Here is a 22,093-nt window from a genome sequence, read left to right as displayed (position 1 = left end):
AACCGCTGACGGTCGTCGTGCGAAACGATCATCCGCTCGTGCACGAAAGCAATGTAACCGCGAGCTTGCTTGCACGCTTTCCAATAGTCGTTCCACCGTTCGGCACGTTGATCCGCCAATCCGCCGATACCGATCTGGTCGTCGGCCGGCTTTCCGAACCCGAAGGCATGGTCGGGATGACCTTCGAGCAGTTGTATCGCGAACCGCTGACGGTCGTCGTGCGAAACGATCATCCGCTCGTGCACGAAAGCAATGTAACCGCGAGCTTGCTTGCACGCTTTCCAATAGTCGTTCCACCGTTCGGCACGTTGATCCGCCAATCCGCCGAGAGCGTGCTGACGGCTTTCGGCGCCCAGGCATCGAGCTCGCTGATCGAGACATTGTCGGTGTCGCTTGGACGCGCTCTTGCATTGCACAACGAGGCGGTATGGTTTGTGCCTTCGAGCGTAGTCGAGCACGACATTGCATTGAAGTTGCTGACCCGCCTGCCCATGCCTTTCGCAAGTGCCGATGAACCCATCGGCCTGATCCTGCGTCACGACCGTGCGAAGTCACCGGCGCTGGATAGTCTTATCGATGCAATCCGTGACGCGGGGCGTGAGCGCGAGGCAGTGCGTATCGGTATGAAATAGCTTGCTGGAGGGTGTGTTGCAGGCACTTGTTACCGCGCGAGCGGCATCGGCAAAACCCCATTAGCATAGGTGCGATAAAAGCTATATAAGTGGCTCGAGTAAAGCGGTGCATGCACGTGAAGCAGCCTTGCGATGGACTACAGGCAACCTTACTGTAACTGCGCGCAAGATATCTTCGTGCAACCAAACCTTGCTTTGCAATGTCTCACTTGCCCGAACCTAATCAACAAGACGCCACCAAAGCCGCCAGCACGATGAAAACCGTATTGCTCGTCGACGACGATCCCGAGACCATCGAAGCGTGGACCCTGTGCATGCAGTCGGAGGAGTGCAAGGTGCTGTCCGCCTTCGACGGCAACGGCGCACTGGCGTTGCTTGGAGAGAACCTCGTCGACATCGTGATATCGGACTGGAAAATGCCGGGGCTCGGCGGCGCGCTGCTTTGCCAGACCATGAAGACCAACTCGGCAACGGCGCATATCCCGTTCTTGATGATCTCGGGCCATCCGCATCCGCCGGCTTTCGTTCATTACGATGGCTATCTGCAAAAGCCTGTCGAGATTGAAGCGTTGTTGTCGGCGGTAGACCGGCTTTGCGCTGCAAAGCGCCGCCGGCCGTATTGAAAAAGAGCGGGGCTCACGCAAGCCGCGTCATCTCTTTTTCCATGCGCTCCTGAGCGAGCCGGTTCAACTCTTGTGGCACCACGCAATCGGCGGGAAGCGGGGCCATGACGATCACGCGGATATGGCCGGGCTGATCCGGCCAGCCCTTCGCGGGCCAGTATTTCCCCGCGTTATGCACGACCGGCACAGCAGGCACTTGCGTTGAACAGGCAAGCCGTACCCCGCCCGATGCCAGCTTCAGCGGCGCGTCATGTGCGACCCGCGTGCCCTCCGGAAAGATCACCACGACGTCGCCAAGCGCGAGCTTTTCCGCGCATTCGCGCGTGACTGCCTGATGCGCCTGGCGCGGTGAGCCGCGGTCAAGACTTACCATGTCGAGGCCTTTGAGCACCCAGCCGAAGAACGGAATACGCTTGAGGTCGCTCTTGAATACGAAGCTGATGCGGCGCGGAAACAGCGCCATGAATGCGAGCGTTTCCCAGGTCGATTCGTGCCGGCACAGCATGATGAACGGCTCGTCGGGGAGGTTTTCGAGTCCTTCCACTGAACACGACACGCCGGTAATCATGCGCATCATCTTGACCATGGCACGGCACCATTGCTTTGCAAGCCAATAACGGCCGCTGCGGCCGACGAACGGAAACAAAGGCAGAATCAGGATGGACCACACCGTGCCGCTGCCAAGCAGGTAGGTCGCGAATAGCCACTTGACGAAGGTTCGATGCATTAAGTATTGGACAATGGTAAAAACGTGGCTCAAGCGCCGCAACCGGCGATAAGGCGAATGGGCGAACAGGCGTCGAGGTGGCCGCGACCCTGCGCAAGACATGCAGACGCCAGTCAACCCTGCGTACGAAACCCGAAGGATAGCTTGTGCGGCGGTTCGTGTCCCGGGTTCCAAAATCCCGCCTTGCGGCTCAATCAGATACCGAGAGACGCGTGATCTCTCCAACGGAGTTCCAATGACGGACGACGCAGGCAACGAAGTGAAGACTCAGGTTCCGGAAGATTCATCGACCGTGAAGACCCCGGCTTTCGATGAAGGCATGCTCGATGTCGGCGATGGCCATTCGATCTACTGGCGCGCGCAAGGCCCGGAGGATGCGCCCGTTATGCTGATCGTGCATGGCGGCCCGGGCGGCGCGATGAACCTCAAATGGGGCGATGTGCTGGATGCATCGAAGTGGCGGATGGTCTTCTTCGATCAACGCGGCTGTGGCAAGTCCACGCCTTTCGGCAAGCTGGAACATAACGGCACCAAGGAACTGGTCGGCGATATGGAAAAGCTGCGGGTATTGCTCGGCATCGAAAAATGGGCGCTTTTCGGCGGCTCGTGGGGCACGACGCTCGCGTTCAGCTACGGCGTCACGCATCCGGAACGCTGCCTTGGATTTCTGTTGCGCGGGATCTTTCTTGCGCGCCAGCAGGACATCGACTGGTTCCTGTGGGACGTGCAGCGCGTCTTCCCCGACGCCCATCGCAAGTTTCTCGATGCGATCGAAACCGCCAGCGGCGAGCGCCCGTTGAACTCGGCCGAGATCCTGTCGCTTACCGGCGCGCCGCTCGCCCGTTTCGACGATGCCGGCATCAAGCTCGCGCGTGCATGGGCCGGATTCGAAGCGACGTTGTCTGTGGTGAACAAACCAGCGCAGAAGGGTGAGGCGAAAGCCGAAGCGCCGGAAGCCGATCCCGCGAAGCCTGCCGCCACGCCCGAAGAAACTCGCGAGTCCAATGCCGCCGCCATCTCCATGTCTCTGCTCGAACATCACTACATGGCGCAGGAGTTGCCGCCCGAGCCGCTTTTGCCGCGCATCGGCCGAATTGCGCATCTGCCGTGTGTGCTCGTGCATGGCCGCTTCGACATGGTGTGTCCCGCCGACCAGGCGCTCGCGCTTGCAGATGCATGGCCCGGCGCGCAGCTTTGCATCGTCGATGCAGCCGGCCACTGGACCTTCGAACCCGGCAACGTGACTGCGCTCAAGGCAGGCGGCGAGTTTCTTGCGCGTGCTCTTGCAGCAGGTTGACAGGCAAGGGTTTGCGGCAGGCCAAAAGTTTCCTGTGAGGCATTCCAGGCGGTAAATTTGGGACGGGAATGGTACGATCCCGCCTTGCAACTCTCGGCGGGCCGTACCCGTCGAACGGTAATCAAGTTACGGAGGCAACCCAATGGCCCAACAGAAAACCAATCCGAAACTGGAGCAGGCGCTGACCCGCGGCGATCTCGCGATCCGTCAGGCCAACTCAGGCCGCGCGACCGCTGTGCTGCGCGCGCTCGGCAAGATGATCGTGGAAGCGTCGGCGACCATTGGCGTGGAAGCGTTTGTCGTGATCCACGACGGCGACAAGATCTACGATCCGGTCGACGGCATGTGGCCGCAACAACTTTTGATATCGCTGGACGGTCCCGTGGAGGATTCGGACCCGGATGAACTGCGCACGGTCACGTTGATGGCCGACACGCCCGCCACCGTGTTCCGCTGTGAGTGGCAACGCGCCGATGGCAAGATCGGCCGCCAGGAAGGGCGTCCACTCGCAATGGTCGCGTTCATCACCGACGTGGATATTCCCTGGCTCGACGACGAAGACTGAGGCAGGCGAATCTCTACACTGGCGGGCGCGCTGTCGTCCGCCGGATTCAATCACATCGCTTTAATGACCCACACTCCTTCCTGCTCGTATGGCATTAAGCGCCGCAATCGGTATCGAGTCATTTTTTCCTGTTCGGTAATTTAGTCGCTGCAAAGGCGCTGATTGCACTCCGGACTTAATCCCGCCGGCGATTTATAACTTAATGCTCGCACGATGCCGGTGCATTTTCTCCGCGCCCGCATCCCCGTCGAATGCCGATAATCCAAACCCGCGCTGCATTCCCAAATAGATTTTCGTGTTACGAAACCGTTTGAGTGAAAACTGCGGGCGAATTCAAGAAACCCTTGGAAGCGTCGTTTTTTTAAGTATCTTTGAAGTTTTCTCTTCCATTCGACACTGCATCAATTCCCTTTGGGCGAGACTTAAATCGTCGCGCGTGTTGTTTGCATCAAGTCAAACGCATCGCGGCATCTCCTTCTCGCCAATATGGGGTAACAAAAATGGAACAGCTCGATGCAGGCCAAAGCAGTGTTTTAAGCAGTGATCGTTTGGAACGGGGTAACCGGATGGAGACGCTTGAGCGAACGGTACAAACGCTCAGGAAACGTGAATCGATGCCGTTTACTATAAGGATAGTCCGCGAAACAGCCGATCTCGATAAAGTCATCGATATCCGGCGTCTCGCGTATGCGCGGCATTTGCCATCCTTTGCCGAGAAACTCGGCATTGAAGATTGCGATCGCGAAGCGGGTGTAGCGGTGCTTCTGGCGGAGGCGAAACTGGACGGCGCGCCCGTTGGCACGATGCGTATCCAAACAAATGAATACGCACCGCTGGCGCTGGAACAATCGGTGCGTCTTCCAGACTGGCTGGGGAAAAGCCGGCTCGCGGAAGCAACGCGACTGGGCGTTGCGGGCGGTGGTATGGGCAGGGTCGTCAAGGTGATGCTTTGCAAGGCGCTCTGGCTTTATTGCGAGCAGCAACTGGTCAACTACATGGTGATAACCGCCCGTTCACCGCTTGACCGTGAATATGAAGCGATGTTGTTTGAAGATGTCTTTGGTGAAAGGCAATTCATGCCGATGGCGCATGTCGGCGGATTACCGCACCGGGTACTTGCCAAGGACGTCATGGCGGCGCGGCGGCGTTGGGAAGAAGCGAAGCATCCGTTATTCCAGTTCATGGTGCATACGGATCATCCGGACCTCGACTTGGATTTGCCGGATTTATCTTTCCGGCCGGAACCGGTACGATGCCCGGAAGCGTCGCAACTTGTTTATGGCAGGTAATAGAAGATAGCCCGGCTGCTTGACAGCCGAGGCCACAAGAGAGGGTGGTGGCGATTCAACCTATGCGCCGACAGGCGTTTATGGCTGTTTCGCCACTGCTGGCGCGGCTTGCGTCATGCATCACGGGGGAATTCCAGGTATGGCGTTGGTTGCCTTATTTTCGCGGGCCAAGTCCGGATATACCGGGTCGAATATCGATCGGTTTCTGTACGCGTTCGCTGTTTATATTGTCCCCACGCTCATTGCCCTCGCTACTATCGCGACCCTGATCTGGGGTACGCAGCAATTCGATTCCAAGGGCGGCGTCACCCTGCCTTTGCAGGTGGTGAGAGATGCCGCGGGCACGCTCGATCCGGCCACGGCGTTGCAGCGTATGTCCGGCGCTGTGACAACCAACCGCTTCAATACCCAGCTCTCGGAGAAGCCCGTCTGGTTTGAATTCACTGTTCCCAACATGAGCGCGGAGCAGTCGACCTATGCTGAACTTCCTTCACGGCACGCGCAAACGCTGTCGTGCTGGGTCGCATCGACCTTGCAGCCGCTTGGAACTGCAGACAGGCTAAACACCACCAACGAATTTTCGCCGGTCAAGGCCGGGTTCGCGCTTCATCTCGGCCACCTGGTGCAGCCATTAAGCATTCTGTGCCGGGGCACGTTCTCCGGACCTGCCCAGATCGCTGCGTTTGGCTGGAGTGGTCCGGAGCTGCGCCGCGCGGCGCTCGATTTCCAGGAAAGCTCGGGGTTGATCGCAGGCGGCCTGCTGACGCTTGCCGTCTTTGTTTTCGTCACGGCAATGATCAACCGCGAATGGACCTACGTGATCTTCGCGGTGTGGCTCGTCGGCAACCTGCGTCTTTGCGCGAACGCGATGGGTTGGGACATGCAGTGGCTCGGACGCGTGATTCCGCCGGACTATATGCAAAGCCTGCGGCAACTCACATTCGCCGCGTATTACCTGTTGACCGCCGCGCTGTTCGCCTCACTGTTCAGGCGCGAGCTGAAGGTGATCGGCTACAGGTGGCTCTTGAAGATCATCCAGTATGTCGGGCTTGTGCTGCTGGGCGCGGCCATCGTGCTGCCTTATTCGAAGTTCATTCCTACGCTCTGGGTGATCACCGGCTTCGGCATAGCCGTGCTGATTTTCCTGCTCGCGCGGCTGGTGTGGCTCACGCGATCGCGCACGGTTCTGTGGTACGTGGGATCGCTTGCGATCGTGCTGTTTGCGACCTTCTCCGAAGTGATGGGTGCGGCGTTCGGCATCAAGCTGCTGGTCGGGGGCGTGAACACCGTGATGGCGGCGTTGTCGTCGAGCATGATGGCGGCGTTTGCCATCGCCGAGCAGATGCGAGCCGAGCGGGAACATCGCCGGCAGGCGCAGACGGAGTTGCGCAACACCTACGACGTGACGCCCATCGGGCTCTTTACCCTCGATACCGCCGGCCACTTCGTGCGCGCGAACCCCGCGCTGCGCTCCATGCTCGCGCTGCAAAAAGCCGAGTACAAGGTGCGGCACTGGAACGACTACTTCGAATCGGGCGCATGGGGGGCGCTGCAGGCGCTGGCGTCCAAGGGCAGTGAAGGCGAACTCGAAATGGGCGGCGCCGAATCGCGTGGCAGCGGCGAGCGGCGCTTCCTGCTGAAAGCCACGCGTTCGAACGGGTGGATTGAAGGATCGCTGCAGGATGTGACCGAACGTTCGAAGGCTATCGAACGGTTGCGCTTTCTCGCGGAGCACGATCCGCTGACGGGTTCGCTAAACCGCCGTGGTGTGGAGAAGGCCATTGCCGCGCAGAGCGAGGACGCGTCGTCGTGGGCGCTTGCTTATGTCGATCTGGATCGTTTCAAGCTCGTCAACGATCTGTTCGGACATCGCGCCGGCGATGAAGTCCTGAAGCAGGTCGCCACGCGGACCCGCGCGCTGTTCGCAAACGGCTTTCCATTCGGACGGATCGGCGGCGATGAATTTGTGTGCGTGATGAGCCGCATGTCGATAGACGAAGCCGTCGACTGTTGCCAGCGGCTGATAAGCGCGTTGAGCGACACGCCATATCAGGTCGGCAACCGTGCGTTCCAGGTCAAGGCGTCCGTTGGGCTCGTGGAATGTTCGCATGGCGTGCGTGTGCAGGATGCGCTGTCTCATGCTGACCGGGCGTGCCGCGAGGCCAAGAAAAGCTCGAGCGTTCACATGGTGACGTATCGCAAGGGCGCAACTGCCTTCGAGGAACGGGCCGAAGAACTGAAACTCGTCGAAACACTCGGACGCAACCGGTTGCCACCCGGATTGTTTCTCGTGATGCAGCCGATCATGTCGCTCGCCGCACCCACGGAGTCGCTGAACTTCGAGGTGCTGTTGCGCATGCGCGCGCCCGATGGCGCGACCTTGCCGGCGGGCAAGGTTATCGTCGCGGCGGAAGAATCGGGGAATATTGCGGCCATCGATAAATGGGTCCTTGCCACATTGCTCGAATGGGTCGAGAAGCATCAGGCGTCGCTGCAGAGCACGCGGTTTATCTGCGTAAACCTGAGCGGCGGATCGCTCAACGACGAGCAATTCATGGAAGATGCCTTTGCGTTATTCGCGCGGTACCGGCATGTCGTGCCTTATCTTTGTCTCGAGATTACCGAGAGCGTCGCCTTGCATGATCTCGGCAATACGCAGCGCTTTATTGCACGGGTTCACGAGATGGGCGGGAAGATCGCGCTCGATGATTTCGGCGCGGGTTATACGTCGTTCAAATATCTCAAGGATCTTTCCGCCGATGCACTCAAGATAGACGGCGAATTCATTCGCACGATGTGCGCACATCCGGCCGATATCGCCATTGTCGAGGCTATCGTCGCGCTAGCCCGGAATCTGGGCATGCGCAGCGTGGCGGAATGGGTCGAGGATATCGATACGCTGCGCGCGCTCAAGGAAATCGGCGTGGATTATGTGCAGGGATATCTGATCGCGAAGCCGCAAGAGAGCGGGGCTATTTTAAGCGCCGCTTCCGCTGCCAGTTTTGTGAAGGACCCGGACGTGCTCGAGTTTATTGACCGGATTGCCGGCAGCGACAAGTCTCTTGCGTTCTCGTTTGATCTCGTCGACAAAGCCGGCCTGCATTAAAGCGCTCAGACCACCTTCATCTCTTTCAAAATCTTGGTTGCTGCGATTGGAATGCGCGTGTCGTCCCACTGCGCGAGCCACTGCACTTCCTTTGTCGTGAAGAACCCCGGCTTGTTTCGCAGCGCAAACTGCAACGCATCCACGATGTGGTCGCGGATGATCTGGGGCGAGTCTTCGCTGGTGACAACGGCGTGAAGGGCTTCTAGTGCGCTCATGATGCGGTACACCCATAAGGTTGGCAAAAATGCTGGTAAACCATACCCCGAAGAAAAAGCCGAAAACAATTAATTGTTGAGCTTTTTCGCGCGCCTAGTGTTTGTACGTAGACGCGTCGCAACAATCCGTGCTTGCCCAAGCCCAGCAGTGCAGCGCGCGGGTTCCTTCTCTCCGAATGCTGCACCGCGGATCGTCGCTCCAGCCGGCTCTTCTTGACTTGTACGGCGCACGCTGCTGTACTAAATAAAGTCAATTGATTTAGTCGACGAACGGGCTCGAAGCGCTTCTTTCCCGAAGTGCCGAACCCATAAAAACATTGGAGCGAGACATGAAAAATCTTCGGCGTGCTGCAGCACGGGCGTCTTTTATTGGCTTGGCCGTTGCATCCATTTTTAGCGCAAGCGCAACGTATGCCGCGGACCAGATCTCCATTGGGCTGATTACCAAGACCGAGACCAACCCGTTCTTCGTCAAGATGAAACAGGGCGCCGAAGAGGCCGCCACCAAAGGCGGTGTGAAACTCATCACGGCCAGCGGCAAGTTCGACGGCGACAACGCGAGCCAGGTGACGGCGGTAGAAAACATGATCACGGCCGGCGTCAAGGCCATCCTGATCACGGCGAGCGACACCAAGGCTATCGTCCCGACGCTCAAGAAAGCGCGCGCAGCAGGCATCCTCGTGATCGCGCTCGATACCCCCACGGAACCGCAAGACGCAACCGACGCACTTTTCGCCACCGATAACTTCAAGGCCGGCGTGCTGATCGGCGAGTACGCGAAAGCATCGCTTGGCGGCAAACCCGCGAAGATCGCCACACTGGACCTCGCGCCGGGCGTGTCGGTCGGCGTGCTGCGCCACAACGGCTTCCTCCAGGGCTTCGGCGTAAAGGAAGGCGACCCGTCGATTGTGTGCAGCCAGGACACGCGCGGCGATCAGTCGAAGGGTCAGACGGCGATGGAAAACTGCCTGCAGAAAGTGCCCGACATCAACCTTGTCTACACGATCAACGAACCGGCTGCGGCAGGCGCGTATCGCGCGCTCAAGGCGGCGGGCAAGGACAAGAGCGTGATGATCGTGTCTATCGACGGCGGATGTGAAGGCGTGCGCAATGTGAAGTCCGGCAACTTCGCCGCGACGTCGCAGCAATATCCGCTGGTGATGGCGGCGCAAGGCGTGCAGGCCGGAATCGACTACGCGAAGACGGGCAAGAAAGCGACGGGCTATCACGATACCGGCGTCACGCTGATCACCGACAAACCCGTGTCAGGCGTCACCGGCAAGGACACGAAGTTCGGTCTGGACAACTGCTGGGGCAACAAGTAAGACGCCACGCCGCATGCAGCGCCCGGTGCTCGGGCGTTGCATGAAGGCGCCTTTAAGATGTCGCTGTCGAGGTCCCGAATCATGACGCAATCCACCTCTCCCACCGCCGGGCGTGCAACGTTTGCCGACCGTTTGCCGTCTATCACGGATATCGGTCCGCTTGCGGCGCTCGTGATCGCGTGCGCGTTCTTCATCTGGCAAAGCAACCGCTTTTTATCGATACAAAACATCTCGCTGATCCTTCAGCAGACCATGGTCGTCGCCGTGATTGCGATCGGGCAGACGCTGATCGTGCTGACGGGCGGTATCGATTTGTCGTGCGGCATGGTAATGGCGTTCGGCTCGATCATCATGACCAAGTTTGCCGTGACGCTTGGCATCCCGCCCGTGCTCGCGATCGTCTGCGGCGTCGGGGCAAGTGCATTGTTCGGATTGCTCAATGGTGCGCTGATCACGAAGATCAAGTTGCCCGCGTTCATCGTGACGCTCGGGACGCTCAACATTGCGTTTGCATTGACGCAGGTTTATTCGAATGCAGAGAGCGTCACGAACCTGCCTGACGCCATGATGTTCTTCGGCACAACCTTCCATCTCGGTGGCGCGGAAGTCACGTATGGCACCGTGCTCACCTTGCTGATGTATCTCGTCGTGTGGTTCGTGTTACGCGATACCGTGCCCGGCCGGCACCTCTACGCGCTTGGCAACAACGCGGAAGCCGCGCGGCTGATGGGACTTTCGTCGCAGAAAATCCTGATCACCGTTTATACGCTTGCGGGGTTTTTCTACGGCATCGCGGCGTTATTGTCGGTTGCGCGAACAGGCGTGGGCGATCCGCAAGCCGGGCAAACCGAGAATCTCGATTCCATCACGGCGGTCGTGCTCGGCGGCACGAGTCTTTTTGGTGGACGCGGCACGATCATCGGTACGTTGCTGGGCGCCTTGATTGTCGGCGTGTTCCGCAACGGCCTGACGCTGATCGGCGTGTCGTCGGTTTATCAAATCCTGATCACCGGCATCCTGGTGATTCTCGCGGTCGCCGCTGACAAGCTCGCGCGTCCACGCGCTTAAGGAGTAATGGCCATGAACGACACACGCAAGCTCGTACTGGAAGCGCGCGGCGTCATCAAGCGCTATGGCTCTGTTACCGCGCTCGATGGCGTCGACTTCGAACTGCTCCCCGGCGAGATCATGGCGGTCATCGGCGATAACGGCGCGGGCAAGTCATCGCTGATCAAGGCGCTGTCGGGCGCGCTCGTGCCGGATGAAGGCCAGATCCTGCTCGATGGAAATCCGGTCCACTTCCGCAGTCCGCTCGATGCCCGCGCGCAGGGCATCGAGACCGTGTACCAGGATCTGGCGGTCGCGCCGGCGATGAGCATCGCGGAAAATCTCTTTCTCGGACGCGAACTGAGACGCCCCGGCGTGCTCGGCTCGGTGTTCAAGATGATCGACAAACGCCGCATGCTGCAGGAAGCCATCGCGCATATGGAGGGACTGCAGATCGGCATCCGCTCCATGAAACAGGCGGTCGAGACGCTTTCCGGCGGCCAGCGGCAAGGCGTTGCGGTGGCGCGCAGCGCGGCCTTTGCGCGGCACGTCGTGATCCTCGATGAACCCACGGCCGCGCTTGGCGTGAAGGAATCGAACATGGTGCTGGAGTTGATCCGGCGCGTGCGCGATCGCGGTTTGCCGGTGATCCTCATCAGCCACAACATGCCGCACGTGTTCGAGATCGCAGACCGTATCCACATTCAGCGGCTCGGGCGGCGCGCGGCGCTGGTCAACACGCGCGACATCCACATGTCCGAGGCGGTCGCGATCATGACAGGCGCAAAACAGGCCGATGTCCAGGCGATTGCCTGAGCCCGATGAGTTCGTCCACGTCCGCAAGCACCTCGAAGCCAGCCGGCATGCGGCAGATGAACGAGCGCATCGTGTTGCAGGCGGTGCGCGTGCATGGCCCGCTGCCCAAGTCGGATATTGCACGGCTGACGCGCTTGAGTTCGCAGACGACGTCGTTGATCGTGGATCGTCTGATCGATGACGGCCTGCTCGCGCGTGAACCGAGAACCCGCGTGCGAGGGCGTATGGGGCAGCCGTCGGTGCCCATCTCGCTGCGCGCGGACGGCGCGTTTTCCATCGGCGTGAAAGTGGGCCGGCGCAGTCTGGATGTGCTGACCATGGATTTCGCGGGCCAGGTGCATGCGCGCGAGACCATCGGCTATGCGTATCCCGATCCGCGCACGGTCTTCGCACTGCTTGCAGACAAACTCGACGCAACGATGCTCGCACTCGCCGGGGACGCCGCCAAAGTGGTCGGCATAGGGGTGGCGGCGCCGTTGTGGCTGGGCGGCTGGCGTACCTTCTTCGATACCCCGCCCGACGTTTTCGCCGCATGGAACGAGATCGATATCCGCGCGCGCGTGCAGGCGCTCACGCCATTGCCCGTTGAATTCGCGAAGGACACGACCGCCGCGTGCGCCGCCGAATTGCTGATGGGTCAAGGGCGCGGATTGCGCGATTTCTTGTACGTTTTTATCGGCACGTTCATTGGCGGCGGTCTCGTCATCGATGGACGCCTGCATGCCGGGCCCAAGGGCAACGCCGGTGCTGTGGGATCGTTTCCGGTCAGGTCCGAAGGCGCGCCGCAATTGCTGAACGTGGCTTCGATCTATGTTCTGGAGAAGCGTTTCACGGAAGCAGGATTTCCCGCCGATGCCGCACACGACCAGCGTGCACTTTCAGCCGAATTGTGGCCGCTTTGCGAAGCGTGGCTCCACGATGCATGTCCCGCGCTGGCTTCGGCGATTGCATCCGCGGCGGCGCTGGTCGATCTCGATGCCATCGTGATCGACGGCGAACTGGATCGTGGATTGTTGCGGGAGGTTTTGAGCCGCACGAACATTGCGCTCGATGCATTCGACTGGCAAGGCATGTTGCGCCCGCGACTCGTAGAGGGCGAAATTGGCGCCGATGCCCGCGCCATGGGCGGCGCAATCTTGCCGTTATATACGCACTTCGCGCCGCGCCATGTGCTGTTCCTGAAATCGGGAATGAGTGCATAGCGCAAGCAAAGGGCTGTTGCAGCTTTCGCCGCAACAGCCCCTTATGCTTCGGAAGCCGGTCAGGCCCGGCGTTTGGTCACCAGCCCCCAAATCACCAGCAGAATGATTGCACCGATGATGGACGCGATCCAGCCCGCCGGTTGTCCTTCCTGATACCACCCCATCGCGCGGCCTGCGTAGCCCGCAATCAGCGACCCGGCAATACCGAGCACGATTGTCATGATCCAGCCCATGCTGTCGTTGCCGGGTTTGATCGCACGGGCAATCAACCCGATGATGCCGCCGACGATAATGGTGCCAATGAGTGAAAGCATCGTAAATCCTCCGTAGTGTTGGCGATTGTCCCCGGAAGATCCGGGCACGCCGGCACACAGGTGCCGTAGACCAATCGGCCAGCGTTCAGGCATTTTCGACGATGCCGCCGCTTCTTGCAGTTAAAATTCGTCACATCGACAGCGCGCCGCGACGTTTGCAACGCCCCCGCAACGAAGCGCGTGTTTCAAGCCACTCAAACCGAACTTTGCTCCATGACCGTATCCGATTCCGATCAAGACCTCCACGCCGACGAAGACAACACCATCCACGAACCACGCCTGTGGCGCGATGACGGGTGGACCGCCCGTGTGATCAAAAATGAAGACGACGACGGCTGGGCCGTCGAGATGATCAAGGATGGAGAAGTCGAACCGGCGTTGACGGGTCCGTGGACCATGGGCCGCGACAAGAAGAATCCCAAGCCGCTCGATCCGAACGCATTTCGCACGCTCATCAAGACGGCGTCCGAAGTACTGCGCCGCCACGAGCAGCAGCGCCACGCCATGCTTCACAAAGATGTGATGGTTCGCGCGAACGGCGAAGATGTGACGGTGACACTTGATATCGTGCCGGACGAGGACGATCCCTACGCGGACCTGAAGGCGCTCGACATGTTCGGCGGGGTGCTGGCGCAAGTGCGCGTTTCGGCGGGATTCAAGTTCAGCAAGACCAGCGCGCAGGCCTGGGTGGACAACGATTTCCGCAAGCCCGAATGACGCATTGTTTCAATACACTGCCGGTGCGCCCTCGGGCCGATGCTTGAATCGCCGATGCACCCAGTAATACTGTTCCGGAAAACGCACCACTTGCGATTCGAGGAACGCGTTCATGCGGCGGGCATCGATTTCATCGCTTTCTGAGGGAAAGTCGGCGAGCGGTTCGAAGATGGTCATCTTGTAGCCCTTGAAGTCCGGCAGCACTTCGGTCACGAACGGCACGACACGGGCGCGGCCGAGCCGTGCAAGCCGCGATACCGATGTCAACGTGCACGCCGGCACACCGAAGAACGGCACGAATACCGAATTTTCGATGCCGTGATCCATGTCCGCGGCGAGCATGACCGACCCACCGCCGCGCAGCAGCTTCAGGATGCGCCGGGCGCTGTCGGCGCGCTTGACCATGTCCGCGCCGAAGCGGCCGCGCTGTTCGATCGCGAGCGTGTTCAGCTTCTTGCTGGACATCGGCGTGTAGAGCGCCGTAATGGGCAGTTTCATGGAATACAGCATGCATCCCACTTCAATGGCCACAAAATGAAAACCCATGAAGATGGTGGGCGGGGCGTTTTCATCGTCCAGATCGATGCGGCTTTCCAGCTTCACCAGCTTTTCGATGGCGTTGGCCGAGCCGAACCATTGCACGCCGCGTTCCACGTAGCTACGCACTACGTGACGAAAGTGTGAACGTCCGAGGAGTTCGTATTCAGCCGCGGTCTTGCCCGGGAAACATAGTTGCAGGTTGACCTGCACAATATGTTTCCGGCGGCTGGGAATGTAATAAAGCAGGGCGCCAAGTCCGCTGCCGAAACGCGCGACCAGGCCATAAGGTAGCCGCGCGAGCGCGCGCAGCAGCGCTACGATGAGCGCAAAACCGATAGTGTTCAAGCTGGGCCCTTGGATGCGGGCGGCGAACCAGATGTGACGAGCGCCGAGTAGATTTGGACTCCGACGATCGGCCGTTGACCGGATGTCGAAGAGGAGTTACGGCGAGACTAGCGCGGTGAAAATCCGCGTCAAAGACGGAAAGGGCGCCAGAACAAGGCGGAGTCGGCAACCGTTCGAAGTGCTCGTGGCACCGCCGGCGTCCGTTTTACGGCCCGGGAGTGAACGGTCGCGCGGAAATATTCTGCCTTGAACGCTGCCATGATCGCACAACCGGCATACACGACGCAGTTTCGTGAAGAGTCTGGCGAGGAGTCAGACGACGAGTCAGAAGGGGACGTACAAATGCATCTGCTCTTGATTTACGAACTGAGCGACGATTACCTGGAACGCCGGGCGGCGTTTCGTGAACGTCATCTGACCTATGCGTGGAAGGCGGTGGAGCGTGGGGAGTTATTGCTGGGCGGCGCGCTGGAGGCGCCTGTGGATCGCGCGATGCTGCTCTTCAATGCAGATTCAGCCGCCGTGCCCGAGGCATTTGCCCGGGCCGATCCCTATGTGACCGAGGGACTGGTCATGCGCTGGGAAGTGCGCAAGTGGAATACCGTGGTGGGTGAGCAGGCGGCTCAGCCGATACGTCCGGCGTGAGCGCCTTTGCAGCGTCATGACTCGCTGGTGGTCTCCTCGTCCTCGTGCGTGTCTTCGTCGCGTGAATCGGGCGTGGCAACGGCCACACGTGCCGGTGGAACTGGCTTTGCGGGAGCAGCCACCGGACGCCGTGTCGTGTGAAACAGCCGCGTGAGCGTGTCGTCCATTTCCTGCGTGCGCTCGAACAGTTCCGCGAGCCAGTCCACGAACGCGCTCACACGCGGCGCCGCTTGCCGCGTCTTGACGAAGGCCACCGATACATTCATGGGCATCGACTTCCACTGCGGCAGCACTTCGCGCAATTCGCCCGAACGCAAATAAGGCAATGCGGCAATGCGCGGCGGCTGGATCAGCCCGAGTCCCTGCAAGCCGCATGCGAGATAAGCGGCTTCGTCGGTGACTTGCACGAATCCGGCCATTTTCACGGCGACCGCTTCGCCATCGACCTCGAAATCGAAATCGCACGGGCGTCCTGTTCGGATCGATACACAGTTCACCGCCACATGGTGCGCGAGGTCATCGAGCGTCTTCGGCGTGCCGTGCGCTTCAAGGTACGCGGGCGTTGCGCACGTCACATGCTCGAAGCTGCCGAGCCGCCGTGCGATCAAGCCGGAGTCCGGCAATTCCCCCAACTGCACGCTGCAATCCACGCCTTCGCCGACCAGATCGACGGCGCGGTTGCTGACACCAATCGATAACTCGATATGCGGATAGCGCGCATGAAAATCCGGCAGTGCGGGCACGACCATGGATGTTGCAACAGTGTCCGGCATCTCGATGCGCAAGCGGCCGCGTAGCCTGTCCTCACGGCCGTGAAAGCCCGATTCCAGGTCATCGATATCCGCGAGAATGCGCACGCAGCGCTCGTAGCATGCGGCGCCCTCGGCGGTGAGATTGAGACGCCGCGTGGTGCGTGCAAGCAATTGCACGCCGAGCAGCGCCTCGAGTTGTTGAATGGTCGTGGAGACAGTTGCGCGCGGCATGCCGAGGGATTCGGCGGCACGGGAGAAACTGTTGGTATCGACGACACGGATGAAAACACGCATGGCATGAACGCGATCGGTCACGGGAGTTTTCCTGTAGAAGCGATGAATGCGTTGACCGGCATGATTCCTTCAATGCTTCAAACGTCAAAAAGGAATGCCGGCAAGGTTCACACTTTAAGGATCAGGACGATTCGCGTGAATACATAATAATCGCGGATTCTTGCCTGCTTCTCCAACCGCTTTTGTTCTACACCGTCGGCAGTTCGCCGCGCAGACGCCCGTTGTCTGTGTTGCCCATCAGGCTCGGACCTGCGCCATGACCGGCGATCACGTTGCTCGCCTGAGCGCCGATGCGCGCGCCCACCAGTCCGCTCATGTCGGCGCCCGAAGGCGCCTGATACAGGCGCAAGCCCATCTCCGGAAGAATGGCGAGCAAGTGATCGAACACATCGCCCTGGATGCGTTCGTATTGCGTCCACGCGGTGACGGCAGTGAAACAATACACCTCGACGGGAATGCCCTCCGATTGCGGTTCCATCATGCGCACCATCATCGACATGTCTTGCCGGATCTCCGGATGCCGCTGCAGATACGCCAGCCCATACGCGCGAAACGTGCCGATATTCGTCAGCCGCCGGCGGTTTGCCGGTTCACTCGCAAGTTCACCGAGGTTCTTGTTGGCGAGCTCGACCTCGATCTGCTTTTCTTCCAGATAATCGTGCAGCAAGCGGAACTGCTTGAGGTGGGCGGTTTCTTCGTCGGTGAGAAAACGCACGCATGTGGCATCGATTCGCAGCGTCCGCTTGATGCGCCGACCGCCCGATTCGAACATCTGCCGGTAATTCCTGTAACTCTCCGAAAAGAGCTTGTATGTGGGAACGGTGGTCACCGTGTTGTCCCAGTTCTGCACCTTGACGGTATGCAGCGCAATGTCCTTCACGAAGCCATCGGCATTCGATTGCGGCATCTCGATCCAGTCGCCAATGCGCAGCATGTCATTCGACGTGAGCTGCGTGCTCGCCACCAGCGACAGCAGCGTGTCCTTGAACACCAGCAGCAGGACGGCGGATAGCGCGCCGAGACCTGACAGCATCCAGAGCGGCGAGCGGTCGATCACAATCGACAACACCAGCACGCCGCAGATCAGCGCGAGCGCGAGCTTGCCGATCTGTATGTAGCCCTTGATCGAGCGCGTCTGCGCCTGCATGCTCGCGGCATAGACGTCCTGCCATGCGCTGAGGGCGCCGCCCATCGCGAAGAACACGCAGATCCATGCGCCCGCGTGCGCGAGCCGCTCGATCAGCTCTGCAATATGCCCGATGTACGGCACCTCGCCGATCCCGATCGCGACCGCGGCAAACGGCACCGCGTACCAGAGCTGGTGATACGCCCGATGCCGGGCGAGCGCCTTGTCCCAGGCATCGTGTTCGGTGAGTACCAGCAGTCGATGCGCAAAATACAGCACGATCCGCGCGACCACCCACTGAGCAAACAATGCGGCGAGCACGAGCGACAACATCCCGAGCGCGAACTGCGCCCAGTGATGCGTGGGATAGTGCTCTTGCAGGGTGTCGAGGATGGTGTCGAAATTCATGCGGCAAACAAAGGTGAAGGTTGGCGACCCGTATTGTGCATTAAGGTGCGCGCGATTATCTGCTTCATCTATTCTGCTTCATCTATTATTACGCCCTTGTGCAACTCCGCGCGCCGGGCTCATGCGAACCGTCAAGCTTGAACACAACGACGACACCGTCCTCGATCCGTCCGACCCGCAACTGGTCGCCCGCGGCTCGTTGCTGATCGACGGCCACGAATGCGGCACCTGGGAGCAACGCCGGGATGATACGTGGACCGCACGTCTGTCGGCGTCGGGGGAAACCATCGTGGAAGCGGGCCGCAAGCAACTCATCGACCGGCTGGCGCTCATTCCCTTCTAAACTTATCTCCTCATGTACTTGTCGATTCTGGCCGTAGGCATTGGCGGCGCGCTCGGTTCCCTGTTTCGATGGCTCCTCGGCCTGCGCCTGAACACCGTCTATCCCAATCTTCCGCTCGGGACGCTCGCGGCGAATGTCATTGCCGGGTATGTGATCGGCGTGGCAGTTGCGTGGTTCGCGCGCTTTCCGGGTGTGTCGATCGAATGGCGGCTCTTCGTCATCACCGGCCTGATGGGCGGCCTCTCCACCTTCTCCACCTTTTCGGTCGAAGTCGTCGCGCACTTGCAGCAGGGGCGTTACGGCTGGGCCGCGGGCGAGATCGCCATTCATGTGCTGGCATCGGTCGTGATGACCATCCTGGGTATCGCGACGGTGTCGCTTACGCGCTGAAATCACATGGCGATTGTCATCCGGCGTTATGAACCGTCCGACCTCGATGCGGTGATCAATGTCTTTTTGCGCGCGATCCGCGAGGTCGCATCGCGTGATTACGACGCCGCTCAAATCGACGCCTGGGCGCAAGCGGACCGCGATGTATGGGCTCGGCGCCGGCTCGATCGGCCAACATGGCTTGCGCTTATCGACGGCGCGGTTGCCGGATTCGGCGATCTTCAGAGGGATGGACATATCGACATGTTGTTCGTTCATCCGGAACATCAGCGCGCGGGTGCGGCGAACGCGCTGCTCGATCAGATCGAATCCGAAGCGCGGAACCAGCATCTCGCCATCATCGATACCGACGCGAGCCTCACCGCCCGGCCGTTCTTCGAAGCGCGCGGGTTCGGGGTCGTCCGGTCGCAAGTCGTGGAAGTGCGCGGCGCACGCCTGACCAACTTCCGCATGCAGAAGCGCCTCGATCCGGTATAGACAACCTTTCGAAGCGCGTTTGAAGTCCCGAGTTAAGGTGATTCCCGGCCTTGTTATAGGGCTTTTGTTTGTTTAGACTGCGCCGATACTTGTATAGACAGGAACCGCCGAAATGGACGCTGTAACTTCAGCATGAGTACGCCCGCGTACCAGGAAATCAAGGATCACATTCTCACGCGCATTCATGCGGGCGAATGGAAGGAGGGCGATCAGGTACCGTCCGAAAACGAGCTTGCACGCGACTTCAAGGTCGCGCGAATGACCGTCAATCGCGCGCTGCGCGAGCTGACCGCCGAGCAGATCCTGACGCGCGTCCAGGGTGCCGGCACGTTTGTGGCGCAACCGAAATACGCATCGACGCTGGTCGAAATCCGCAGCATCTCCGATGAAATCATCGGACGCGGCCATGCGCACCGGGCGGAGGTCATGCACCTCGGCGCATCCGTACTGGATGAACGCCTTGCGCTTGAAATGAAGCTGACCGAAGGCAGTCCCGTGTTTCATTCGCGCGTGCTGCATTTCGAAAATGATTTGCCCATTCAACTGGAGGAGCGCTGGGTCAACCCCGCGCTGGCGCCGGAATACGCGCGGCAGGATTTCACCAGGATCACGCCGAATCAGTACCTGATGGTTGCAGCGCCCCTGCAGCGCGTCGAGTACCGCATTGAAGCCGCGCTGCCGGATGAGGGGACGGGGCTCGCTTTATCGATGAAAAACGGTGCGCCTTGTCTCATGTTGCATCGGCGGACGTGGTCGCGGGATGCGGTGGCGTCGGTGGCAAATCTCTGGCATCCCGGCGACCGGTATCAATTCACCGGACACTTCTAGCTTTTTGGCGGCAACGTCGGCGCGATAGCGGCATTGTTGTCGAATATGACATTACTGTCATTTTCGAGGGCTGGATTGCCCAGACTCCCACCTATTTTTACCCTGAAACAGCTTTATTCAGTAAAAAATACCCATCTCGTGCTAGTCCCACCTTTGATTGTTGCGAAATGAACAATGATGTTTCGCGTAAATAAGGGTTTTCCCTCCAGGGTCGGAAGCATAGACTTCTCACATCCGAAAACGAATTCAGAAACCGCTTATTAACTTCTGAAATCGCTTCGAGACGACAAACAAAATACTGGAGGTTTCACCATGTTCAAGTCACTCATTCCCGCAGTTGTCATCGTGTCGGCACTTGCAGCTCCGACCTTCGCATTTGCCCAGAGCAACGACAACGGCCCGGTCACGCGCGCCGAAGTGAAGGCGCAACTGGTTCAACTGGAAAAGGCCGGCTATAACCCGTCGAGCGACCAGATCAACTACCCGGCCAACATTCAAGCCGCACAAGCGCGCGTGGATGCACAAAACCAGGCAGCGACATCGTATGGCCCGTCGACGAGCGGCACATCGGCAGCAGGCGTTCGCAGCTCGGTAGCGCCGGCGCAAAATACTCCCGGATCGGTGTTCTTCGGTCACTAATCGGTAGTCAGGTCTTGGCAGTAACGTAGTGCGACGCCGGTAACGGCACCACGCGCCACCCAAAAAACTCGCCCTCCGCAGCAACGCGGCCGGCGAGTTTTTTGCGTTTCGACCGCTCGGTCAGCTCGGCGACTTCGCGCCGCATGCACGAATCACGAGCTTGACGACTTCTTCGGTGGAGGTATCGAAGGCTTTCTGCGATAACGCCCGCTTGCCTTTCAGCGCGCGAATCTGCGCATCGAAATCCGCGTAATGCTGGGTCGTCGCCCAGATCATGAAGAGCAAGGTCTGCGCATCTGTGGGCTCGAGCAACCCATGCGCGACCCATCTGTCGATTACCACGACGCGTGTATCGAGCCACGGCTTGACCCGCTCTGTCAGGATGTCCTGCATGTGCACTGCGCCGTGAATGATCTCGCTTGCCCAGACTTTCGAGCCGAGCGGCCGGCGCCGCGACAACTCCATTTTGGTCCGCACGTAACCGCTGATGGCTTCGACCGGATCGTCACTGGTTTCGAACGTATCGGCCGCACGATGCCAGTCATCGAACAAATCCTCCAGCACTCTGCGATACAACGCGAGCTTTGTCGGAAAGTAGTAATGCAGGTTGGCTTTGGGCAAGCCTGCGCGTTCCGCGATCATCGCCGTGCTCGCGCCTTCGAGGCCGCGTTCCGCGAAAACCGCTTCGGCGCATGCCAGAAGATGCGCTTCGTTGGTCTCGCGTATGTGTGCCTTGCGCCGCCGCAATGGAGTGGGCGCGGCGTCGTCTTTCACTGCCTCGGCTGTCGCTTCGTCGTCTCTCATCGTTATCCTCGAATGGCGCTGCGCGCCTCATTCTATTCGGTTTGATGCCCGCGCTGCTCAACGCATCTCAACGCTGTCAAGCGACTCTGCTGCATCGCAATGGCACGCTTCTCGCTCTGTCTTTCGAACTATCGGAAACCCCGAAAGACGTTGATTTGCCAATATTAATCGGCTACAACCTGTCCAGTTGGACAGGATTTGCGAAGCGGCATCGAACAGGATATTGGACGTTGCTGCGGGAGACGCGCAAGCTGCACAAGAGACGTGCAAGTGCGCCCCAAAGCCGGTGTCGATGCACCAGTTTCGTATGGGTAGTAACCCCACATTCAAGCGATACACCAAGGAGAACGCGACATGAACGCGGTAACCGATTCAGCACTGGACACGTCGATCCGGGTCAACGGCAAACGTCTCTGGGAAAGTCTCATGACGATGGCAAAGATCGGCGCAACGCCGAAGGGCGGCGTGTGCCGCCTTGCCCTCACGGATCTCGACAAGGAAGGGCGCGACCTGATCGTGAGCTGGGCGAAGGAAGCTGGCTGCACGGTGACCGTCGACCAGATGGGCAACGTCTTCATGCGGCGTCCAGGTTGCGTCCCGCGCGCCGCATCAAAACGTTGCCCATCT

Annotated in this window: 24 protein-coding genes and 1 pseudogene; 18 read left to right on the top strand and 7 right to left on the bottom strand. The window is 59.7% G+C overall.

The window, feature by feature from the left end; genetic code table 11:
• Positions 1 to 632, top strand: a 632-nt coding sequence (locus ACRXB1_RS09265; protein ID WP_449491827.1) for a LysR substrate-binding domain-containing protein, incomplete at its 5' end; no start/stop codon positions are given.
• Between the two features lie 254 nt (positions 633 to 886).
• Complete coding sequence (locus tag ACRXB1_RS09260; protein ID WP_069638419.1) at positions 887 to 1,255, top strand: response regulator; 369 nt, start codon at positions 887 to 889, stop codon at positions 1,253 to 1,255.
• A gap of 13 nt (positions 1,256 to 1,268) precedes the next feature.
• Here the strand turns inward: ACRXB1_RS09260 and ACRXB1_RS09255 are convergent, their stop codons facing one another.
• A complete protein-coding gene (locus ACRXB1_RS09255; RefSeq protein WP_062002674.1) occupies positions 1,269 to 1,982 on the bottom strand; it encodes a lysophospholipid acyltransferase family protein in 714 nt (237 codons plus the stop codon).
• A 235-nt stretch (positions 1,983 to 2,217) separates the two neighbouring features.
• Between ACRXB1_RS09255 and ACRXB1_RS09250 the strand changes: the two genes are divergently transcribed.
• The 4 genes from ACRXB1_RS09250 to ACRXB1_RS09235 all read left to right on the top strand — a co-directional run bounded on the left by ACRXB1_RS09250 (position 2,218) and on the right by ACRXB1_RS09235 (position 8,239).
• Positions 2,218 to 3,279, top strand: coding sequence for an alpha/beta fold hydrolase (locus ACRXB1_RS09250; protein WP_449491826.1), 1,062 nt, complete (start codon positions 2,218 to 2,220; stop codon positions 3,277 to 3,279).
• A gap of 142 nt (positions 3,280 to 3,421) precedes the next feature.
• Positions 3,422 to 3,844 carry a hypothetical protein gene (locus tag ACRXB1_RS09245; protein WP_062002676.1) on the top strand — a complete coding sequence of 141 codons (423 nt, stop codon included), beginning with the start codon at positions 3,422 to 3,424 and terminating at the stop codon, positions 3,842 to 3,844.
• Positions 3,845 to 4,344: 500 nt separating this feature from the next.
• A complete protein-coding gene (locus ACRXB1_RS09240) occupies positions 4,345 to 5,133 on the top strand; it encodes a hypothetical protein (protein WP_449491825.1) in 789 nt (262 codons plus the stop codon).
• A gap of 139 nt (positions 5,134 to 5,272) precedes the next feature.
• A complete protein-coding gene (locus ACRXB1_RS09235) occupies positions 5,273 to 8,239 on the top strand; it encodes an EAL domain-containing protein (RefSeq protein ID WP_062172401.1) in 2,967 nt (988 codons plus the stop codon).
• A 5-nt stretch (positions 8,240 to 8,244) separates the two neighbouring features.
• Here ACRXB1_RS09235 and ACRXB1_RS09230 read toward each other — a convergent pair whose 3' ends face one another.
• Positions 8,245 to 8,454: a hypothetical protein gene (locus tag ACRXB1_RS09230; RefSeq protein ID WP_062002679.1), complete on the bottom strand. Its 210-nt coding sequence runs from the start codon at positions 8,452 to 8,454 to the stop codon at positions 8,245 to 8,247.
• Between the two features lie 329 nt (positions 8,455 to 8,783).
• Between ACRXB1_RS09230 and ACRXB1_RS09225 the strand changes: the two genes are divergently transcribed.
• The 4 genes from ACRXB1_RS09225 (at position 8,784) to ACRXB1_RS09210 (ending at position 12,844) form a co-directional block, all read left to right on the top strand.
• Positions 8,784 to 9,779, top strand: a complete 996-nt coding sequence (locus ACRXB1_RS09225) for a substrate-binding domain-containing protein (protein ID WP_449491824.1) — start codon at positions 8,784 to 8,786, stop codon at positions 9,777 to 9,779.
• A gap of 81 nt (positions 9,780 to 9,860) precedes the next feature.
• Positions 9,861 to 10,847 carry an ABC transporter permease gene (locus tag ACRXB1_RS09220; RefSeq protein ID WP_062002681.1) on the top strand — a complete coding sequence of 329 codons (987 nt, stop codon included), beginning with the start codon at positions 9,861 to 9,863 and terminating at the stop codon, positions 10,845 to 10,847.
• Positions 10,848 to 10,859: 12 nt separating this feature from the next.
• The gene (locus ACRXB1_RS09215) at positions 10,860 to 11,642 is read left to right on the top strand and encodes an ATP-binding cassette domain-containing protein (RefSeq protein ID WP_449491823.1); all 783 of its coding nucleotides are present in this window, start codon (positions 10,860 to 10,862) and stop codon (positions 11,640 to 11,642) included.
• A gap of 5 nt (positions 11,643 to 11,647) precedes the next feature.
• Complete coding sequence (locus tag ACRXB1_RS09210) at positions 11,648 to 12,844, top strand: ROK family transcriptional regulator (protein WP_449491822.1); 1,197 nt, start codon at positions 11,648 to 11,650, stop codon at positions 12,842 to 12,844.
• A 59-nt stretch (positions 12,845 to 12,903) separates the two neighbouring features.
• Here ACRXB1_RS09210 and ACRXB1_RS09205 read toward each other — a convergent pair whose 3' ends face one another.
• Entirely contained in the window at positions 12,904 to 13,158 is a 255-nt protein-coding gene (locus ACRXB1_RS09205) for a GlsB/YeaQ/YmgE family stress response membrane protein (protein WP_062002684.1), read from the bottom strand.
• 213 nt (positions 13,159 to 13,371) lie between these two features.
• On the opposite strand from ACRXB1_RS09205, the gene ACRXB1_RS09200 reads away from it, so the two are divergent.
• The gene (locus ACRXB1_RS09200) at positions 13,372 to 13,875 is read left to right on the top strand and encodes a hypothetical protein (protein WP_062002685.1); all 504 of its coding nucleotides are present in this window, start codon (positions 13,372 to 13,374) and stop codon (positions 13,873 to 13,875) included.
• A 9-nt stretch (positions 13,876 to 13,884) separates the two neighbouring features.
• On the opposite strand, the gene ACRXB1_RS09195 is transcribed toward ACRXB1_RS09200, so the two are convergent.
• Positions 13,885 to 14,760: a lipid A biosynthesis lauroyl acyltransferase gene (locus ACRXB1_RS09195; protein ID WP_086383067.1), complete on the bottom strand. Its 876-nt coding sequence runs from the start codon at positions 14,758 to 14,760 to the stop codon at positions 13,885 to 13,887.
• Positions 14,761 to 15,102: 342 nt separating this feature from the next.
• On the opposite strand from ACRXB1_RS09195, the gene ACRXB1_RS09190 reads away from it, so the two are divergent.
• The gene (locus ACRXB1_RS09190) at positions 15,103 to 15,405 is read left to right on the top strand and encodes a YciI-like protein (RefSeq protein ID WP_062003643.1); all 303 of its coding nucleotides are present in this window, start codon (positions 15,103 to 15,105) and stop codon (positions 15,403 to 15,405) included.
• A gap of 14 nt (positions 15,406 to 15,419) precedes the next feature.
• On the opposite strand, the gene ACRXB1_RS09185 is transcribed toward ACRXB1_RS09190, so the two are convergent.
• Together ACRXB1_RS09185 and ACRXB1_RS09180 are read right to left on the bottom strand one after the other, a co-directional pair.
• Positions 15,420 to 16,472, bottom strand: a complete 1,053-nt coding sequence (locus ACRXB1_RS09185; RefSeq protein ID WP_082771525.1) for a LysR family transcriptional regulator — start codon at positions 16,470 to 16,472, stop codon at positions 15,420 to 15,422.
• 166 nt (positions 16,473 to 16,638) lie between these two features.
• Positions 16,639 to 17,985, bottom strand: a complete 1,347-nt coding sequence (locus ACRXB1_RS09180; protein ID WP_062002686.1) for a mechanosensitive ion channel family protein — start codon at positions 17,983 to 17,985, stop codon at positions 16,639 to 16,641.
• Positions 17,986 to 18,106: 121 nt separating this feature from the next.
• Between ACRXB1_RS09180 and ACRXB1_RS09175 the strand changes: the two genes are divergently transcribed.
• The 5 genes from ACRXB1_RS09175 to ACRXB1_RS09155 all read left to right on the top strand — a co-directional run bounded on the left by ACRXB1_RS09175 (position 18,107) and on the right by ACRXB1_RS09155 (position 20,662).
• Complete coding sequence (locus ACRXB1_RS09175; RefSeq protein ID WP_062172404.1) at positions 18,107 to 18,328, top strand: hypothetical protein; 222 nt, start codon at positions 18,107 to 18,109, stop codon at positions 18,326 to 18,328.
• Positions 18,329 to 18,340: 12 nt separating this feature from the next.
• The gene (crcB, locus tag ACRXB1_RS09170; RefSeq protein WP_062002688.1) at positions 18,341 to 18,718 is read left to right on the top strand and encodes a fluoride efflux transporter CrcB; all 378 of its coding nucleotides are present in this window, start codon (positions 18,341 to 18,343) and stop codon (positions 18,716 to 18,718) included.
• Positions 18,719 to 18,724: 6 nt separating this feature from the next.
• On the top strand, positions 18,725 to 19,195 hold the full coding sequence (locus tag ACRXB1_RS09165) for a GNAT family N-acetyltransferase (protein ID WP_449491821.1): 471 nt from the start codon (positions 18,725 to 18,727) through the stop codon (positions 19,193 to 19,195).
• Between the two features lie 132 nt (positions 19,196 to 19,327).
• Positions 19,328 to 20,023 (top strand): histidine utilization repressor, encoded by a 696-nt coding sequence (gene hutC / locus ACRXB1_RS09160; RefSeq protein ID WP_062172406.1) that lies wholly within the window; start codon positions 19,328 to 19,330, stop codon positions 20,021 to 20,023.
• A gap of 312 nt (positions 20,024 to 20,335) precedes the next feature.
• Positions 20,336 to 20,662, top strand: coding sequence for a DUF4148 domain-containing protein (locus ACRXB1_RS09155; RefSeq protein WP_062172407.1), 327 nt, complete (start codon positions 20,336 to 20,338; stop codon positions 20,660 to 20,662).
• Between the two features lie 120 nt (positions 20,663 to 20,782).
• On the opposite strand, the gene ACRXB1_RS09150 is transcribed toward ACRXB1_RS09155, so the two are convergent.
• Positions 20,783 to 21,466, bottom strand: a complete 684-nt coding sequence (locus ACRXB1_RS09150) for a TetR/AcrR family transcriptional regulator (protein ID WP_062002692.1) — start codon at positions 21,464 to 21,466, stop codon at positions 20,783 to 20,785.
• 354 nt (positions 21,467 to 21,820) lie between these two features.
• On the opposite strand from ACRXB1_RS09150, the pseudogene ACRXB1_RS09145 reads away from it, so the two are divergent.
• Positions 21,821 to 22,093 (top strand): annotated as a pseudogene (locus ACRXB1_RS09145) (Zn-dependent hydrolase); the annotation flags it as partial.

The sequence above is a fragment of the Caballeronia sp. M23-90 genome, from assembly GCF_053574605.1.
Note: the sequence above shows the minus strand (reverse complement) of the source record. Positions and strands in the feature narration are given on the sequence as shown.

Bases quoted from the DNA above. Each gene is read 5' to 3' on its own strand.
- ACRXB1_RS09255 (WP_062002674.1), bottom strand. From the start codon at position 1,982: ATGCATCGAACCTTCGTCAAGTGGCTATTCGCGACCTACCTGCTTGGC.
- ACRXB1_RS09210 (WP_449491822.1), top strand. From the start codon at position 11,648: ATGAGTTCGTCCACGTCCGCAAGCACCTCGAAGCCAGCCGGCATGCGG.
- ACRXB1_RS09150 (WP_062002692.1), bottom strand. From the start codon at position 21,466: ATGAGAGACGACGAAGCGACAGCCGAGGCAGTGAAAGACGACGCCGCG.
- ACRXB1_RS09235 (WP_062172401.1), top strand. From the start codon at position 5,273: ATGGCGTTGGTTGCCTTATTTTCGCGGGCCAAGTCCGGATATACCGGG.
- ACRXB1_RS09200 (WP_062002685.1), top strand. From the start codon at position 13,372: ATGACCGTATCCGATTCCGATCAAGACCTCCACGCCGACGAAGACAAC.
- ACRXB1_RS09230 (WP_062002679.1), bottom strand. From the start codon at position 8,454: ATGAGCGCACTAGAAGCCCTTCACGCCGTTGTCACCAGCGAAGACTCG.
- ACRXB1_RS09175 (WP_062172404.1), top strand. From the start codon at position 18,107: ATGCGAACCGTCAAGCTTGAACACAACGACGACACCGTCCTCGATCCG.
- ACRXB1_RS09245 (WP_062002676.1), top strand. From the start codon at position 3,422: ATGGCCCAACAGAAAACCAATCCGAAACTGGAGCAGGCGCTGACCCGC.
- ACRXB1_RS09225 (WP_449491824.1), top strand. From the start codon at position 8,784: ATGAAAAATCTTCGGCGTGCTGCAGCACGGGCGTCTTTTATTGGCTTG.
- ACRXB1_RS09205 (WP_062002684.1), bottom strand. From the start codon at position 13,158: ATGCTTTCACTCATTGGCACCATTATCGTCGGCGGCATCATCGGGTTG.
- ACRXB1_RS09220 (WP_062002681.1), top strand. From the start codon at position 9,861: ATGACGCAATCCACCTCTCCCACCGCCGGGCGTGCAACGTTTGCCGAC.
- hutC (WP_062172406.1), top strand. From the start codon at position 19,328: ATGAGTACGCCCGCGTACCAGGAAATCAAGGATCACATTCTCACGCGC.
- ACRXB1_RS09165 (WP_449491821.1), top strand. From the start codon at position 18,725: ATGGCGATTGTCATCCGGCGTTATGAACCGTCCGACCTCGATGCGGTG.
- ACRXB1_RS09180 (WP_062002686.1), bottom strand. From the start codon at position 17,985: ATGAATTTCGACACCATCCTCGACACCCTGCAAGAGCACTATCCCACG.
- ACRXB1_RS09155 (WP_062172407.1), top strand. From the start codon at position 20,336: ATGTTCAAGTCACTCATTCCCGCAGTTGTCATCGTGTCGGCACTTGCA.
- ACRXB1_RS09215 (WP_449491823.1), top strand. From the start codon at position 10,860: ATGAACGACACACGCAAGCTCGTACTGGAAGCGCGCGGCGTCATCAAG.
- ACRXB1_RS09190 (WP_062003643.1), top strand. From the start codon at position 15,103: ATGCATCTGCTCTTGATTTACGAACTGAGCGACGATTACCTGGAACGC.
- crcB (WP_062002688.1), top strand. From the start codon at position 18,341: ATGTACTTGTCGATTCTGGCCGTAGGCATTGGCGGCGCGCTCGGTTCC.
- ACRXB1_RS09240 (WP_449491825.1), top strand. From the start codon at position 4,345: ATGGAACAGCTCGATGCAGGCCAAAGCAGTGTTTTAAGCAGTGATCGT.
- ACRXB1_RS09250 (WP_449491826.1), top strand. From the start codon at position 2,218: ATGACGGACGACGCAGGCAACGAAGTGAAGACTCAGGTTCCGGAAGAT.
- ACRXB1_RS09260 (WP_069638419.1), top strand. From the start codon at position 887: ATGAAAACCGTATTGCTCGTCGACGACGATCCCGAGACCATCGAAGCG.